At 43.1% G+C, this 14,266-nt stretch carries 15 protein-coding genes; 7 read left to right on the top strand and 8 right to left on the bottom strand.

All coding sequences use genetic code 11. The features are described 5' to 3' along the window. Nucleotides 1–16: 16 nt before the first annotated feature. Both THMIRH_RS08165 and THMIRH_RS08160 read left to right on the top strand, forming a co-directional pair. Nucleotides 17–904 (top strand): ROK family protein, encoded by an 888-nt coding sequence (locus tag THMIRH_RS08165; RefSeq protein WP_173291624.1) that lies wholly within the window; start codon nucleotides 17–19, stop codon nucleotides 902–904. 24 nt (nucleotides 905–928) lie between these two features. Continuing rightward, nucleotides 929–1,264: a thioredoxin family protein gene (locus THMIRH_RS08160; RefSeq protein ID WP_173291623.1), complete on the top strand. Its 336-nt coding sequence runs from the start codon at nucleotides 929–931 to the stop codon at nucleotides 1,262–1,264. Between the two features lie 47 nt (nucleotides 1,265–1,311). Here THMIRH_RS08160 and THMIRH_RS08155 read toward each other — a convergent pair whose 3' ends face one another. From THMIRH_RS08155 to queG, 8 genes are all read right to left on the bottom strand, one after another. Beyond that, entirely contained in the window at nucleotides 1,312–2,349 is a 1,038-nt protein-coding gene (locus THMIRH_RS08155) for a DUF5666 domain-containing protein (protein ID WP_173291622.1), read from the bottom strand. Further along, nucleotides 2,346–3,215, bottom strand: coding sequence for a DUF6502 family protein (locus THMIRH_RS08150; RefSeq protein ID WP_173291621.1), 870 nt, complete (start codon nucleotides 3,213–3,215; stop codon nucleotides 2,346–2,348). Before THMIRH_RS08150 ends, THMIRH_RS08155 begins: the two co-directional genes overlap by 4 nt. A 9-nt stretch (nucleotides 3,216–3,224) precedes the next feature. Beyond that, entirely contained in the window at nucleotides 3,225–3,959 is a 735-nt protein-coding gene (locus THMIRH_RS08145) for a hypothetical protein (RefSeq protein ID WP_173291620.1), read from the bottom strand. 41 nt (nucleotides 3,960–4,000) lie between these two features. Beyond that, a complete protein-coding gene (locus tag THMIRH_RS08140) occupies nucleotides 4,001–4,213 on the bottom strand; it encodes a hypothetical protein (protein WP_173291619.1) in 213 nt (70 codons plus the stop codon). A gap of 240 nt (nucleotides 4,214–4,453) precedes the next feature. Further along, nucleotides 4,454–5,827, bottom strand: a complete 1,374-nt coding sequence (locus tag THMIRH_RS08135; protein ID WP_173291618.1) for a ferritin-like domain-containing protein — start codon at nucleotides 5,825–5,827, stop codon at nucleotides 4,454–4,456. A gap of 117 nt (nucleotides 5,828–5,944) precedes the next feature. Further along, complete coding sequence (locus tag THMIRH_RS08130; RefSeq protein ID WP_173291617.1) at nucleotides 5,945–6,418, bottom strand: carbohydrate-binding protein; 474 nt, start codon at nucleotides 6,416–6,418, stop codon at nucleotides 5,945–5,947. 83 nt (nucleotides 6,419–6,501) lie between these two features. Next, on the bottom strand, nucleotides 6,502–7,290 hold the full coding sequence (locus THMIRH_RS08125) for a transglutaminase domain-containing protein (protein ID WP_173291616.1): 789 nt from the start codon (nucleotides 7,288–7,290) through the stop codon (nucleotides 6,502–6,504). A gap of 70 nt (nucleotides 7,291–7,360) precedes the next feature. Next, nucleotides 7,361–8,566: a tRNA epoxyqueuosine(34) reductase QueG gene (gene queG / locus THMIRH_RS08120; protein ID WP_173291615.1), complete on the bottom strand. Its 1,206-nt coding sequence runs from the start codon at nucleotides 8,564–8,566 to the stop codon at nucleotides 7,361–7,363. 36 nt (nucleotides 8,567–8,602) lie between these two features. Between queG and tsaE the strand changes: the two genes are divergently transcribed. The 5 genes from tsaE (at nucleotide 8,603) to hfq (ending at nucleotide 14,219) form a co-directional block, all read left to right on the top strand. Beyond that, nucleotides 8,603–9,127: a tRNA (adenosine(37)-N6)-threonylcarbamoyltransferase complex ATPase subunit type 1 TsaE gene (gene tsaE, locus THMIRH_RS08115; protein WP_173291614.1), complete on the top strand. Its 525-nt coding sequence runs from the start codon at nucleotides 8,603–8,605 to the stop codon at nucleotides 9,125–9,127. Nucleotides 9,128–9,193: 66 nt separating this feature from the next. Then, the gene (locus THMIRH_RS08110; protein WP_173291613.1) at nucleotides 9,194–10,753 is read left to right on the top strand and encodes an N-acetylmuramoyl-L-alanine amidase; all 1,560 of its coding nucleotides are present in this window, start codon (nucleotides 9,194–9,196) and stop codon (nucleotides 10,751–10,753) included. A gap of 152 nt (nucleotides 10,754–10,905) precedes the next feature. After that, the gene (mutL, locus tag THMIRH_RS08105; RefSeq protein ID WP_173291612.1) at nucleotides 10,906–12,744 is read left to right on the top strand and encodes a DNA mismatch repair endonuclease MutL; all 1,839 of its coding nucleotides are present in this window, start codon (nucleotides 10,906–10,908) and stop codon (nucleotides 12,742–12,744) included. A gap of 2 nt (nucleotides 12,745–12,746) precedes the next feature. Then, nucleotides 12,747–13,736, top strand: coding sequence for a tRNA (adenosine(37)-N6)-dimethylallyltransferase MiaA (gene miaA, locus THMIRH_RS08100; protein ID WP_173291611.1), 990 nt, complete (start codon nucleotides 12,747–12,749; stop codon nucleotides 13,734–13,736). 237 nt (nucleotides 13,737–13,973) lie between these two features. After that, nucleotides 13,974–14,219 (top strand): RNA chaperone Hfq, encoded by a 246-nt coding sequence (gene hfq, locus THMIRH_RS08095; RefSeq protein ID WP_173291610.1) that lies wholly within the window; start codon nucleotides 13,974–13,976, stop codon nucleotides 14,217–14,219. The last annotated feature ends 47 nt before the right edge of the window (nucleotides 14,220–14,266 follow it).

The following is a 14,266-nucleotide window of genomic DNA, read 5'->3' as shown; positions in this document are numbered from 1 at the left end:
AAGGATTGAGGACGACATGCGTATCGGCATAGATTTAGGCGGCACTAAAATTGAAGCAGTGGCGCTGGATGAAAAGGGTGCGGTTATTTTTAAGCAGCGTATGGATACCCCTAAAGGGGATTATGCAAAAACGCTTGCAGCCCTGATTGATTTGGTCAAACAAGCAGAGCAGGCGACTCAACAAACCGCGCGCTCAATTGGCATCGGTATTCCAGGTGCTGTTTCTAAAAAAACAGGTTTGATTAAGAATGCCAATTCTACCTGGTTGATAGGTCAAGATTTACAAGGTGATATACAAAGTCAGTTAAGTTCGCCAGTCAAACTCGCCAATGATGCAAATTGTTTTGCTTTGTCTGAAGCCAGCGATGGTGCTGCGGCAGGGGCAGAGGTGGTTTTTGGTGTGATTATTGGCACGGGTTGCGGTGGCGGTTTGGTGGTCAACGGCAAAATTTTGAATGGCATTAACGCCATAGGCGGCGAATGGGGACATAACCCTTTGCCCTGGCAAACGCAGCAAGATGTGGCGATGCCTTGTTACTGTGGTTTGCAAGGCTGCACCGAAACCTTTTTGTCTGGTTCGGGGTTTCAGGCGCATTATCACCACAAAACCCATCAAGCCTTGAGTGCCCAGCAAATTGTGGCATTGGCGCAAAAGGGCGATGCGACTGCGCAACAGCATTTAGAAAATTATTGTGTTTGGTTAGCCAAAGGCTTAGCGTCGGTGATTAATATTGTGGATCCAGATATCATCGTATTAGGCGGTGGAATGTCGAATATTGATTATTTGTATCAACGCGTGCCGGAGCTTTGGCAGGCGTGGGTTTTTAGTGATGTGGTAGAAACGGTTTTAAAACCGCCTAAATGGGGCGATTCCAGTGGCGTACGTGGAGCGGCTTGGTTGTAATCAATGTGAGTGAATGGAGAATCAATGAAAACCTTAGAAAGTTTTGCTGAATTAGACAGCCTAAAAGCCACTGAAGACGGCTTGGTGGTGTTGTTTGGGGGTAAAGAGTGTAATGTATGTCATGTCATTAAACCCAAGTTGATTGATTTAATGGCGGAACATTACCCTAAAATGACCTTGGCTTATGTCGATTGCCATGTCACTACGGATATTTGTGCTCAAAACGGCGTGTTGAGTTTACCAACTTTGCAGGTCTATTTTACAGGCCAAAAGTTTTTTGAAGAAGTGCGCACCTTTAGTCTGCAAAAAGTGGCACAAGACATGGCTCGTCCCTACAGTATGTGTTTTTCTGAAGATTAAAAAGTGATATTTTATATTGCCTATTTCTTTTGCCTAGATAGGCACTTTTAGGGATGGCTTTGCGGTCTGAGGTTATTGAGTTGCATCAAGGGTTTTAAGTTTTGTAATCCTTGCTGTTGCTCACGAAGCCCTTGTTGCTGGGTTTGCAAATCTCTTTGCAACTGCATTAAATCTCGCTGTTCGCGAGGAACATCCATTAAACTTTTCTGTTGTTGTAAAAGCTGCAGTGGCATTTCTGGTTTTGCCATAGTTTCCGTTTTTGGTGGATTTAAAGGCTGCATGATTTGCATGGGCTGTTCAGGATGCGCTTTATTTTCTAAGGGTTCATTGCTCAAAATTTTGCTGTCAAAATGATTTTGTTTGAGCGGAACGGCTTGAAGTCTTTGCAAGGATTCCCAGGGTTTAAAGTTGATTAAGCGCTGTTCAATCACCATTTGTTTCACCGAACTTGAAAAGTTGAGCGTAGGTTCTGGTTGGTAAAAAGTTTTATGGTCTGGGTTAGCATTAATGCGGGTTGCCATCCAAGTTTGCTCGGCATTTTGATAACCATTGATGGCCACAAATTCTCCAACCTGAAGGGTTAGATTGTCATCGTAATAGGTGGCATCATCACGGGTCACGATAAACTGATGATTAATCGTTAGGTTTTGTTCGTCAATTTGGGTAATCTCTCCTGCAATCGGGTAAAAAACATGAATTTGCCCGGTGAGGGTTTTGTCTTCTAGTGGCAAGGTTTCTAAGTGAACTTGTTGTCCCAGTTTTAAGGTGTCATGGCGCATTAAGTTAGACTCAATTTGGGTTTTTTCGCCGTAACCAATTTCAATCCCATTCACCCAAATACTGCCAAATGCTTGAATGGTGCCCACGATACCCGTACCACCAAACCCAGACGAGGTTTTACCTGTGCCGCCAAATCCGCTCATGGAATCTTGCAAGGCAATCATGGGCGAACCGGTGCCACCAAACCCAGAGGTGTTAGCGGTTTGAGTAGGTTGTATTTGGCAAGCCGAAAGCAGTGCAAACAAACTTAAAATACTTAGGATAAAAAGGTAGGAGCGCTTGTTGAACAGAGAAAAGCTCATCATGATTTTTCCTCTGTTTGCGTTTGGCTGATGGGCGTGGTTTTGCTGAAATAAGCGCCAAAATGAAAACTTTGACAAGGCTCAGGCATGCCTTTTTGCTGTGATTGTAAAAGGTTGGCGCGCTGGTTTACTTCGACCATGACTTGTAAAATTTTTTGTTTGGCGAGTGTTTCCAATTCTAAAATGGCTTCTGCTGACAGCCCTTCATAATAAACAGCTCGGTCAAATAGGGGTGCCGCTTGACCTTCTAAATTGCTGGCCACCACATGCAAATGTTCGCCAATATTTTTGCCAGCAAAAAACAACTTTTCTTCAAAGTCAGCTTCTGGTACATAACCTTTTTCGGTGAGCAGAACCCATTCGGTTTCGCCTTCGGTTTTAAGTTCTATAATCCCCTGATTAAGCCAGTCATCCACAATAGAGCGGGGGTGTTTATCCTTGGAAATGGACAGCACTAACTCTTCAAAACTTTTCTGATTGGCATTGGCTTGGCTGGTTCTTAACAAGGGTTTTGGGCGATTTTGTTCGTCGAGATATTGGGTATTACCCGTCCATACTGAAATAATTTGTGCGCTTAAACTGGCTTTGATTTCCTTTTCGGAGAGTTGGGTTGGGTCTTCGTTGCGAATGCGTTTAACATCTGCACGGTGAATACCCGTTAATAAACTGACACGGCTGTCAGTTTGTTTTTTATTTTCTAAACAAAAAGATTCATCTGCCACTTCAACAAAGGTGCGTTTGAGCAAATTTTGTAGGCCAATAAAAGTGATATTTTGCTGAATCAGCAAGCGCACTAAGGGCTTAAGCATGGTTTTTAATGCTTTGGTTAGGGCTTTGTCTTTTAAGCTTAATTCTTCTTCAATGGGCATAGGTGGCTCTTAAAATTGTTTTGTAATTGTTAAACCAAAATTGCTGCTAGAGGTTGAGTCATAACTGGAAAGGCTGGTTAAAGTCATCGATGTATTCAGTTGATGACTTAAAAATAAACTTGCCCCTAGGGCATCTTTAAGTTCGGTATAGCTGGTTTGAGTGTAGTCCAAGGAAACCCCTAAATGATTATGAGGGGTTAAACGCTGGAGTAAACCTGCTGTGGCATAGCCACTATTTTGCATGGCATATTCATTCACTTGACCAACCCACTTGTACCCCAGGGTTGCATAGCCTGCGGTATTGGGTTGAAATTGGTTTAACCAGTCTAACTGCAAAGCAGTATCGTCTTTTCCGGTGCTTAGGCCTTTATTTTTATCACCTGTGGCAAATTTATGTTTGAGTTTAAGCGTTATCCAAGGTTGTTCAAGAAGATCATAACCCACAGATAAAATGGTATCGCCCATGCCTTGTTGCTGATTGGTTAGGTTGACGGTGGGGTAATCATTGTTGACTTGCAAATAATTGGTAATAAGCGCCCCTTGAAATCGACCTGAGCGGCTGGAAATCATTAAAGGGATTGAATAGGTTGTTGAATTCGGGCTGCCTAAGGTTTGACTTTGGCCTTGGCTAATAAAAAAACCGCTGGTGATTTGCGTTGAAATCGCCGTGTCGTCTGAAAAAGTGGCAGATGCGTAAACACCTGCTACTAAAAAAATCCAAAATGATGTGTTGTGTTTTGTCATTTTAAGGCCTTTAGGAGAAGAACCTAAAGACCTTAATCCCCTTATTTTGCAGCGGGGGTTTCAGTCTTGCTAGGTTCTGCTTTTGCTGACTCATCCTTTTCGGGTTCTTCCATATCTAAACCAGCTTGCAATTGAGCTGCAGTTGGTTGAAATTTGGCCAACTTGGCTTGGGTATCTTCTTCGTCTGCCGCAAAGCTGGTGCTTGCAGTTAAAATTAAGCCGGTTACAAAAAGTGCTTTAAGCGTGTGACTCATTTTACATTTTTTCCTTCTGGATAGGGTGCTATGTAAGAAATTTACATATTCGCCAATAGTATTGATTAGCTATTTGGGCAAGTCAATGGGGTAAAAAATATATATTTTGAGTCTATTAAATACTTGAAATTTAGCATAAAATCGGGCCAATTTTAACCAGGCCTAGTTAGAATTAACCCGTTTTATACCATGCTAATCAGTCACTTTTTAGTTGGACTTCAGTTTGCCTAAATGTGAGACTTAATGTTTGCCTTTTTGAAGTCTCATGCCCTCACCCGTGCCATCAGCAGACCCTTGTCCTTGTTGTTGCATATCATTAGCAGGATATTCTGGATGGCAGAAGTCCGCACCCAAAGAACAACAACCATCTGTGACGCCTTGTGCTTTTAAGGCAGTGTCAAATCCCCAGTAATGGCTATAGCTGCCTTTACGAAGGTTTTCGAATACCATTTTAATATCTTGCGCTTCTCCAGCCACTTCAATATAAGTGTTTAAATCATTAATGTCAGTTACTTCTACTTTACAGCCCACTTCTAAAGAGGCTTGTGCGGAAGCCGCTCCTTCACTGTAAAGTGCGTTATAAAGTGCTTGAACATCACTGTTTGAAAAGCTGCCTGTTGGGTAACTGTCGAGCTGTTCTTGAGAGAACGAATAGCTTGGGTCAGTGTAATATTCTAAGTCCAAGTTATATCTTTGCAGTAAGGCTGCAACTGAGTTTTGATGCTCAGTTTCTGCATTGGTGGCAATGTTATAAAGCGTTTGGCTTGGGTAAAGATCGTTTAATGAAAAATAGAGATCTTTGGCCATTTTTTCTTCATTCCACATAAAAGCCAGCGTGGCTTTTTGTTCATCGGTTAGGTCGTAGACTGGCAAAGTGGCTAGGGTTGCTTCTAAAGAATGAGTGCCCTCATTGTTGTTAATGGCATCAATTTCTGCTTGAGAAAGTAATGGGGGTGGATTTAATGGGTCAACTAATCCATCAACCATTTCTTGTTCAAGTTCAGCTGCAGTTTTTTCGGATGCAAGATAGTTGGCAATGCGGTTTTGAATATTTAATTCAATGGCTTCCCATTGTTCTGTGGTTAAGGTAGATGCATCGGTAATGCCGTTTTCAATACAGTATTTATAAATTTCGTCACTTAAGGCGGCAATGGCTTTGTCATTGGTTGGGGTATGCGTTTGAATGGCATCTGCCGTTAAATCAATATTATCAATCAGTTTTTGTTGTAACTCTGTATTTATAGCAAGGGTGCTCGCTAAGGTTAAAACTTTACCTTCATTGGCGCGAAGTTTTAAACCATCGGTTTTAAGATCGCCATCATCAACTAGACCGTTGTGATTTAAGTCAATCACTCCGCCCGTGGTTTCAAGCGGATACTCGAAATCCCCTGTGAAACGATAAACGCCGTTGCCTTGCGCAACCGCCATTTTGCCATTTTTATCTTTAACCACCGCATTCAGCACTGGGCCACGCTCTACGGTGATATCCGTAGTGGTTAAGTTGCTGGTATCTGCTGAAGATGCGCCGCTGGTTCCGCTACAGCCATTTAAAAGCGGAAGGGTCAGTGCTATGGCTAGGGTGATTTTTTTGAATTTGAAAGTTTGGCTTAACATGATGATTTCTCCCATCGGCTTAAAATATGTAAAGTTTTTACATTTGTTAAGTGCATATTAAGCTTTGTGGGTGGTGATGTCAATATAAATGTAAAAAATTTACATTTATTTGGCTTGTTAAGCCATTCTCCATTCGCAAAGGCTGGCCGTGAGCGGGGAGTTGCTCATATCAGGGGTAATGACGAGTTGAAGTGTCGTGACAGCAGTTAAGTCAACTTGGATGTTTTCAATTTCTTGAGTTGCATTTTGGGGATTAAAATTCCATTGTTGTCTGACTAACTCATGAAAAATTTGCCCTTGGTCTTTGGAGTAACTTAAAAGAAACTCTTGCGTTCTTTGATGCTCTGTTTCTATGAATTTAAGCCAAATGCACTTGAGATCTTGTGGCTGGTCAAAAGTCAGGTTTAATATTTGGGGTCCTGAGGTGGCCGCTCGCCAACCCGACGTTGCTGTTAAAGCAAACACATTTTCGATGGGATAATCAGGTGCTTCTGAGGTAATCGCAATGTGTGCGATGTCTGGCACATTTAACCATTGAACATCTGGTTGGTCATGAGTTGGAGCGGATGGGGCAATAATGGTTTTTCGCATGGCGTTTTCCTTAAGTGATGGGTATCACTTTTAGTTTACGCCTATGACAAGATAAATGTGCTTAGTTTTTAAGAATTTATGACTTAATTCTCTAATTGTTCTACATGAATGTACTGAGCGTCGTGATAGGTCTGTGGGCCAAATTGATTGTAAATGGCCACATCTGCAGCATCTCTGCCATATCCCACGGCAACATAGCCACCTTTGGCGTCGCCTTGGGTAGCATCAAAGGTATACCATTGATCACCCACATAGGCTTCAAACCAGGCGTGCAGATCCATAGGCTTCAGTTCGTGTAAAAAACCAACCACAATTCTGGCTGGAATACTCAGGCCACGACACAGCGCAATCCCTAAATGCGCCATATCCCGACAAACGGCATAATCATTGGCATTGACCTCCATCGCAGACAAAGGCGTGATGCTAGAGCCAGGTTCATAGCGAAAGTTGCTTTTAATCCATTTTTCGATGGCGGCCACTTGATCGTAGCCCAATAAATAGTCTTGGGTAATCTCTGCGGCCATATTGCCAAAACGATCTGACTCACAGTAACGACTGGGTAGTAAATATTGCAATACCGAGTCGGGTAAATTTTGAACCTCAACAAAGGGTGCACCAGGAGCCGACTTAAGGACTTTGGGTACTCTAACCTTTGCCGAGGTATGAATGGATAGTTTGCCAGGTTGGGCAACCAGTCTTTGGCAAAGGTTGCCATAGATGTCGGTGTATTCCACCACTGGCGTAAAGGGTTCTATCAGGTATTCTTCTTGCGTAATCCATTGGTTTTCCCCACTTCTGGGACGCAACATAAGCACTAAAGGCGTTGGACCAGTAATGGTAAACTCAAAATTACAATGGGTTTTTAGCCACATATTGAATACCCTTAATAAATCTTACATTTTTAGAGTCTTTGACTATACCTGATAACCCATTCAATTGTTTTTATTGTTTAGATTTAGAGTCATTTGGACGTATCAAGACTTGTGCAGGTAAGTAATACTTTTTGGCTTTGGCAGGTGTATTTTTGACTAAAAAATGACCAGGCCTGGTTGTTTTTAGGCTGTTTTTTAGTTGTTGAAGTGCCCAAAGTCGATGTTCATTAACCAGTGCAGACTCGGTAATTAAAGCTTCTAACGCTTGCAGCGTTTGTTGATTGGGTTCGGCATTGCCCAGTGAGATGCATAAGTTGCGTTGCCATTGTTCAAAACCAATGCGGCGAATGGGGGAGCCTTCAAAATTTTTTTGAAATTGTGGCTCATCCCAAGCTAATAACTCAAGCAAACTGGCTTGGTCAAGTGCGTGTTGGCTGGCTTTAAAGGCGTTCTCAGTGGTGGGTTCGGCAAATTTATTCCAAGGGCAAACCAGCTGACAATCATCACACCCATAAATGCGATTACCCATTAAGGGCCGCAAGGCCTCGTCGATAGAGCCTTTGTGTTCAATGGTTAAATAAGAAATGCAGCGTCGCGCATCCACCAGACCATCGCCAATAATCGCCTGAGTGGGACATTCTTGAATACAGGCTGTACAAGGCCCACAGCCAGATTTTGGAAAAGGTGGGTCGGGCGGCAAAGCAATGCTCAGGTATATTTCACCCAAAAAAAACCAAGAACCGGCTTTGGGGTGAATCACCAATGAATGTTTTCCCTTAAATCCCAGCCCAGCCTTTTCTGCCAAAGCGGTTTCCATCACCGGGGCAGAGTCGCTAAAAACCCGAAATTGCAAGTTTGGGTGGTTAAGTTGTACAGATTGACGAATTTTTTCAGCCAAGCTGTTTAAACGCTTACGCATCAGTTTATGGTAATCTTTGTGCAGTGCGTAGCGTGAAATATAGGCATGATTGGATGATTGGAGCTGGGTAATCGCGTTATTGGCATCGCCATCAAAATAATTCATTCGGCAACTGATAATCGATAAAGTGCCGGGTTCTAATTCAGCGGGTCGGGTGCGTTTCGTGCCGTGTTTTGCTAAATAGTCCATTTCACCCTGAAAATTTTGCGCTATCCATTTAAAATAGGCGTTTTCGTAATAAGACAGGTCAGTGTCGGTAATGCCGATATCTGCAAAGCCTAAAGCCTTGCCCCAGTCTTTAATCTGTTGGCTAAGCATTTGTTGTTCGGCAGGTTCAAGAACTTGGGTTGGTAACATCTTTACCTTTTTAGAATTTAACCTTGGTGTTGATTAATGCATTTTAACAAAGTCAGTTTTTATTTAGCAGATGAATCTGCCACAACACGATTCGGACAAGCGTTTGCTCAAGGTTGCAAAGTTTTAAATGGCTTTGATGCAGGGTTGGTTATTTTTTTAGAAGGCGATTTAGGGGCCGGCAAGTCTTATCTATCTAGAGCCTTTATTCAATCTTATTTACCCAATCAAAAGGTCAAAAGTCCGACATATACGCTGGTTGAAAGTTATTTAACTCCCTTAGGCACGATTGTGCATTTTGATTTATACCGCTTATGTGACCCTGAAGAGTTAGAGTTTTTGGCGCTTAGGGATTTGTTATCGGGCGCCTATATTGCACTCATAGAATGGCCTTCAAAAGGCGCTGGCCAGCTACCTGAGGCAGATATGGTTGTTGAGCTGACTCACTTAGAAAACACATCACAAACCCCTGGCAGAAAACTGACCTTAACCCCTCAAAGTCAAGCCGGTTTAGCTGTCGTTAATTATTTGGCACAAACACTTGGCACGCTAATTGTTTACTAGCCCATGTATCCCTAGAGGTCTTTTTAAATAAAGGATTCTAATGATTCTAATAAATGGGAGAGAAACATGGCTAAACAGTCTTCTCAAATTAAAAAACTATTGATTTTATTGGCGGTCTTGGCATCGGCATTTGCATCCTCGCAAGCCTACGCAACCTCATTAGAAAAAATTCGTGTTGGACAAGATCCTGCCTATACGCGTGTCGTTTTCGAAATCAAAGATAATCATTCGTTTGAAGTTCAGCAGCTTAACAACCCCAGCAGACTGGTGGTGGATTTTGTTAAAGCCAAGAACAAAATCGCTTTTGATTATAAAAAACTCTTTGATAAGCGCGTCAAAGCCATCAGAGTGAATGATGATTCTCGCAGAACACGCGTGGTTTTGGATTTACGCAACGATTTTGACTATCGCTATTTTACCTTGGCTAAAACAAAGCAGGGCGCTGAGCGATTAGTGATTGATGTCAAGTCGAGTTTGGTAAAACCAGTTGCTCAACCTGCCCCGACGGTATTAGCAAACAAACCCAAGGTTGAACAGAAGCCAACACCAAAGCCAGCGCCAAAAGTTGTGGCAAGTGCAGCAGTTAAAGAAGAGCAACCTGTTAAAGCAAAATCTTCAGATCCAGTTATTGCCGCTGCGCCTAAAGTGACTCAGCCAGCACCGGTTGTCAGCATATTGCCTAAGTCTTCTTTAAAAGAAACCAAAGCGACCAATGAGCTTTTGAATGCAGGCACGCCTTTAATCGTCAAAGATGAAGTGGTCATCGCAATAGATGCAGGCCATGGCGGTAAAGATGTTGGCGCCATAGGTCACTCGGGCAAGGTATTTGAAAAAGATATTACTTTAGAAATGGCTTTGAAACTAAAAAAATATATTGATAGACAACCCGGCCTTAAAGCGGTACTGACGCGTACTGAAGATGAATTTATTCCACTCAATCAGCGAGTCAGAATTGCTCATCAAAAAGATGCTGACATTTTTATCTCGTTGCATGCCGACTCTTTTCCAACGGCTGAGGCAAGAGGTGGCTCGGTATATGTTTTGTCAACCAATGGCGCATCGAGTGTGATGGCGAGATTATTGGCTAAAAGTGAAAATGCCTCTTTACATGACATTAAGCTAAAGGGTAAAGAAAGTGATGTGGCATTTGTATTGAGCGATTTAAGCCGCGAAGCCAATATTCGCGCCAGCCGTAAATTAGCCAAAGCCGTATTAGGAGAGATGGGTGATCAAATTGAGTTACACAAAGAAACCGTTCAATCTGCAGAGTTTGCCGTTTTAAAATCGATTGATATGCCTTCATTATTGATAGAAACCGCGTTTATTTCTAACCCAGTGGAAGAGAAAAAACTCACCAATGATGCGTATCAAAGCAAAATGGCTCAGTCGATTGCCAAGGGAGTTGCATCCTTTGTCAGTAAAAATGCCAGAGAGCCTCGCTGGGGAGAAGTCCTTTATGTGCAGTACCGAGTTAAAGCGGGTGATACGCTTTCTCAAATTGCGGCAAACTACGACATTTCAACCCTTGAACTGAAAAAACTCAATAATATTAAAAACTCCAATCAATTGTATATCGGTCTTAGACTCAAGATTCCACTGACCGAATCTGTGGTGGCCTCTTTGTAGGCTCGCCCAACCTCATTTAAACATCTGGTCATGTTTAATCCTTGCCGAGACAGCGTTAGCCTCTCGGTTTTTTTGTTTTCAAACGCCTGATTTTGAGCAAAGTTGGCTATAATGACTTTTTTAATTTTCGTGTTAAGGTCAAGTTTTTGTTAATGCCATCCTCAATTCAATTACTCCCATCTCATTTGGCGGATCAAATCGCAGCCGGAGAAGTGGTTGAAAGACCTGCCTCGGTGGTTAAAGAACTGCTAGAGAATGCTTTAGATTCTGGCGCCACCCAAATTGAAATTTGGATTGAAGAAGGGGGCGAATCTTTAATTGAAGTGATTGATAATGGCGCAGGCATCGCTAAAGAAGAGCTGATTTTGGCGGTGAGTCGCCATGCCACCAGCAAAATTGCCTGCGTTGAAGATTTAAGCGCCATTACCACCTTGGGGTTCAGAGGAGAGGCTTTAGCCAGTATCAGTTCTGTTTCGCGGTTTCAACTCACCAGTCGACAAGCCAGCTCCAACCATGCTTGGTTGTTAAGAGGTGAAGGCGAAGGTCGCTGGCAAGCGCCTGAGCCAGTGGCTCATCCCGTGGGGACGCGGGTCACGGTTGCAGATTTATTTTTTAATACCCCAGCCAGAAAAAAATTTTTAAAAACGCCGCGCGCTGAATTTGCCCAAATAGACTTGTTGGTTAAGCGGGTCATGCTCAGTCGTCCAGAAGTGTCCATTAAGCTGATGCATAATCAAAAGCCAGTTAGACAGGTTTCGGTGAGCAGTAATGACGCCCAGTTGCACAAGCGTATGCAAAGTTTGATGGGCGCGCCTTTTATGGCAGAGAGCTTGCAGTTGAGTTATGAGGCGCAAGACATAGCTTTAAGCGGTTGGGCGGGGTTACCGACCTTTAATCGTAGCCAGGCAGATATGCAATATCTGTTTGTGAATGGCCGAATTGTTCGCGATAAATTACTGACTTTTGCCGTCAAGCAGGCCTATGCGGATGTTTTGTATCATGGTCGTCATCCTGCTTATTGCTTGTTTTTAGACATACCGCCTGAGTTATTGGATGTGAATGTGCATCCAGCAAAATACGAGGTGCGTTTTGCCAATGGCAGTTGGGTGTATGATTTTTTAAGACGCTCGGTGCGTGAGGCAGTGACCCAACCTTTAGGGCAACAACCGCTATCCTCAGGGGGAACTGTTGCCGCAAATCCTGCGGTTTTTGCTCATTATCAAACGCCATCGCCCAGTGAACGAGCAATCCAAGCCAGTATGCAATTTCAACAGCCCTTAAATCAATCATTTAATCAGGCATATAATCCATCATCGGCACAGCCATTAAACTTGTCACACATAGCAGAATCCCAAAGTCATTATGACGCGTCAGCTGAGGTTTTAAGGCAAGATTCGCAATCCTCTTCACCACCTTTGGGATACGCCAAAGCGCAAATTCATGGCATTTTTATTTTGGCCGAAAATGACAAGGGGTTGGTGCTGGTTGACATGCATGCGGCGCATGAACGCATCGTGTATGAAAGACTCAAAAATCAATGGCAAACCCAACGCTTAATTTCACAACCCTTGTTGGTGCCTATGGTGGTTGCCTTGGAAAGTTCGCAGGTTCAGGTCTGGGAAGAGTTTCAAAGCGTGTTTGAACAGCTTGGATTCGAAATTGAGGCTTATGGACCAGAACAACTCAAAATTACCACGGTGCCCGGGCTGTTAGCCAAAGGGGATTTGGTGCGCCTAATGAATGACATGTTGTCAGACCTGGCTGAGATGGGGCGAACCGAATTGGCAAATGAAAAGATCAATCGTATTTTAGGCACCATGGCTTGTTTTGGCTCGGTGAGAGCCAATCGCCAATTAACGATTCCAGAGATGAATGCCTTGTTGCGAGATATGGAAATGACCCCCAGTTCCAATCAATGTAACCATGGAAGACCCACTTGGGTGCAATTGTCGTTAGAGCAACTCGACAGCTTATTTATGAGAGGGCAATAGACATGCTAGAGCCACAAATTTTGGCGCAGCTGATAGAACAAAAAAAAGTACTGGCCATCATGGGGCCAACTGCCAGCGGTAAAAGCCGTTTGTCGATGGCTTTGGCAGAGGTTTTGCCGATTGAAATTATCAGTGTTGATTCGGCGCTGATTTATCGTGATATGGATATTGGCACCGCCAAGCCAACTGCGGCAGAATTAGATAAGGTGCCACATCATTTGATTGATATTTTGTCACCTTCACAAACCTATTCAGCCTCAGAGTTTGTGGCTGATACGCATCGATTAGTGGCCGAAATTTTTGCGCGGGGTCGTCTGCCTGTGTTGGTGGGCGGCACTATGATGTATTTTCACGCGCTCCAACAAGGTATGGCGCAACTGCCCGAAGCCAATGAGGCCATTCGATCGCGCTTAATGGTTGAGTGGTTTGAAGATGCCGCGGCCGTCTATGCCCAGTTGCAGGCGGTGGATCCCCAAATTTGTCAGCGAATTCATGCCAATGATCAACAGCGGATTATGCGCGCACTTGAGGTTTATGAAATCACAGGCAAACCGCTATCAGTGCTCCAGCAAGAAGGGCAAGGCCAAGGTCTAAGCGCATTTGATTTGGTTAAGGTGGTTTTATTGCCAGAAAGTAGAGCCGAGTTGCATCATCAAATCAAACTCAGATTTATGCAAATGTTGGATCATGGTTTGTTAAGTGAAGTGGAAACCCTGATGACCAATCCCGAATTACACCCAGATTTACCATCGATTCGCAGCGTGGGTTACCGCCAGGCCTGGTCATATTTGATGGGCGAAATGAATGAAGAAACCTTTATAGAGCAAGGCATTTCAGCCACTCGTCAACTGGCTAAGCGTCAGATTACTTGGTTGCGTAAAGAACAGACTGCATTAAGTTTAGATTCGTTTGAATTATCCAAAGAAGCACTGTTGAGCCAAACATTAAATTACTTCACGCAATCGCTTCTTGAAAACCCAAAAAGTGTCTAAAAATGACCAGGCCTGGTTAAATTTGGGCATTATTAAAGGGTTTTGAAGGCATACAGGCGCAAGTTTTGCTTTATATAAAATTACCTAATCGATGGGTAATCAATTTTTGTCCGTAACAGAGATTCCAATGCATTAAAATTATGGTATGCTCTTGTGAAACTCTATGGGCTAGCATCTTTGTTGATGGCGCAGAAAAATAGAAAATAAAAATATAATAAAAAATCCTGGAGAATAACAGTGGCAAAAGCTTTACCAATTCAAGACCCTTACCTAAATGCATTACGCAAAGAAAAAATCAGTGTAGCGATTTATTTGGTAAATGGGGTTAAGTTACAAGGACGCGTGGATTCTTTTGATCAATTTGTAGTTTTGTTGCGTAGCAATGTAACTCAAATGGTCTATAAACATGCAATTTCTACCATCGTGCCGGCTCGTGACCCTAAAGAGTATGAGCACGAAACACCTATCGAAAAAGACGAATAAACCATCTTGCAAATCATATTTTTGTTAAGCCCCTGTTCGCAGGGCAA

It is taken from the genome of Thiosulfativibrio zosterae, assembly GCF_011398155.1.
GTDB lineage: Bacteria > Pseudomonadota > Gammaproteobacteria > Thiomicrospirales > Thiomicrospiraceae > Thiosulfativibrio > Thiosulfativibrio zosterae.
The sequence above is the reverse complement of the archived record's forward strand: the minus strand, read 5'-3'. Positions and strand labels throughout refer to the sequence as shown.

What these genes read in the sequence shown, in the direction of transcription:
- THMIRH_RS08140 (WP_173291619.1), bottom strand. Translation starts at nt 4,213, where the DNA reads ATGAGTCACACGCTTAAAGCACTTTTTGTAACCGGCTTAATTTTAACT.
- queG (WP_173291615.1), bottom strand. Translation starts at nt 8,566, where the DNA reads ATGTTACCAACCCAAGTTCTTGAACCTGCCGAACAACAAATGCTTAGC.
- THMIRH_RS08165 (WP_173291624.1), top strand. Translation starts at nt 17, where the DNA reads ATGCGTATCGGCATAGATTTAGGCGGCACTAAAATTGAAGCAGTGGCG.
- THMIRH_RS08145 (WP_173291620.1), bottom strand. Translation starts at nt 3,959, where the DNA reads ATGACAAAACACAACACATCATTTTGGATTTTTTTAGTAGCAGGTGTT.
- THMIRH_RS08130 (WP_173291617.1), bottom strand. Translation starts at nt 6,418, where the DNA reads ATGCGAAAAACCATTATTGCCCCATCCGCTCCAACTCATGACCAACCA.
- THMIRH_RS08155 (WP_173291622.1), bottom strand. Translation starts at nt 2,349, where the DNA reads ATGATGAGCTTTTCTCTGTTCAACAAGCGCTCCTACCTTTTTATCCTA.
- THMIRH_RS08135 (WP_173291618.1), bottom strand. Translation starts at nt 5,827, where the DNA reads ATGTTAAGCCAAACTTTCAAATTCAAAAAAATCACCCTAGCCATAGCA.
- miaA (WP_173291611.1), top strand. Translation starts at nt 12,747, where the DNA reads ATGCTAGAGCCACAAATTTTGGCGCAGCTGATAGAACAAAAAAAAGTA.
- tsaE (WP_173291614.1), top strand. Translation starts at nt 8,603, where the DNA reads ATGCATTTTAACAAAGTCAGTTTTTATTTAGCAGATGAATCTGCCACA.
- mutL (WP_173291612.1), top strand. Translation starts at nt 10,906, where the DNA reads ATGCCATCCTCAATTCAATTACTCCCATCTCATTTGGCGGATCAAATC.
- THMIRH_RS08110 (WP_173291613.1), top strand. Translation starts at nt 9,194, where the DNA reads ATGGCTAAACAGTCTTCTCAAATTAAAAAACTATTGATTTTATTGGCG.
- THMIRH_RS08160 (WP_173291623.1), top strand. Translation starts at nt 929, where the DNA reads ATGAAAACCTTAGAAAGTTTTGCTGAATTAGACAGCCTAAAAGCCACT.
- THMIRH_RS08125 (WP_173291616.1), bottom strand. Translation starts at nt 7,290, where the DNA reads ATGTGGCTAAAAACCCATTGTAATTTTGAGTTTACCATTACTGGTCCA.
- THMIRH_RS08150 (WP_173291621.1), bottom strand. Translation starts at nt 3,215, where the DNA reads ATGCCCATTGAAGAAGAATTAAGCTTAAAAGACAAAGCCCTAACCAAA.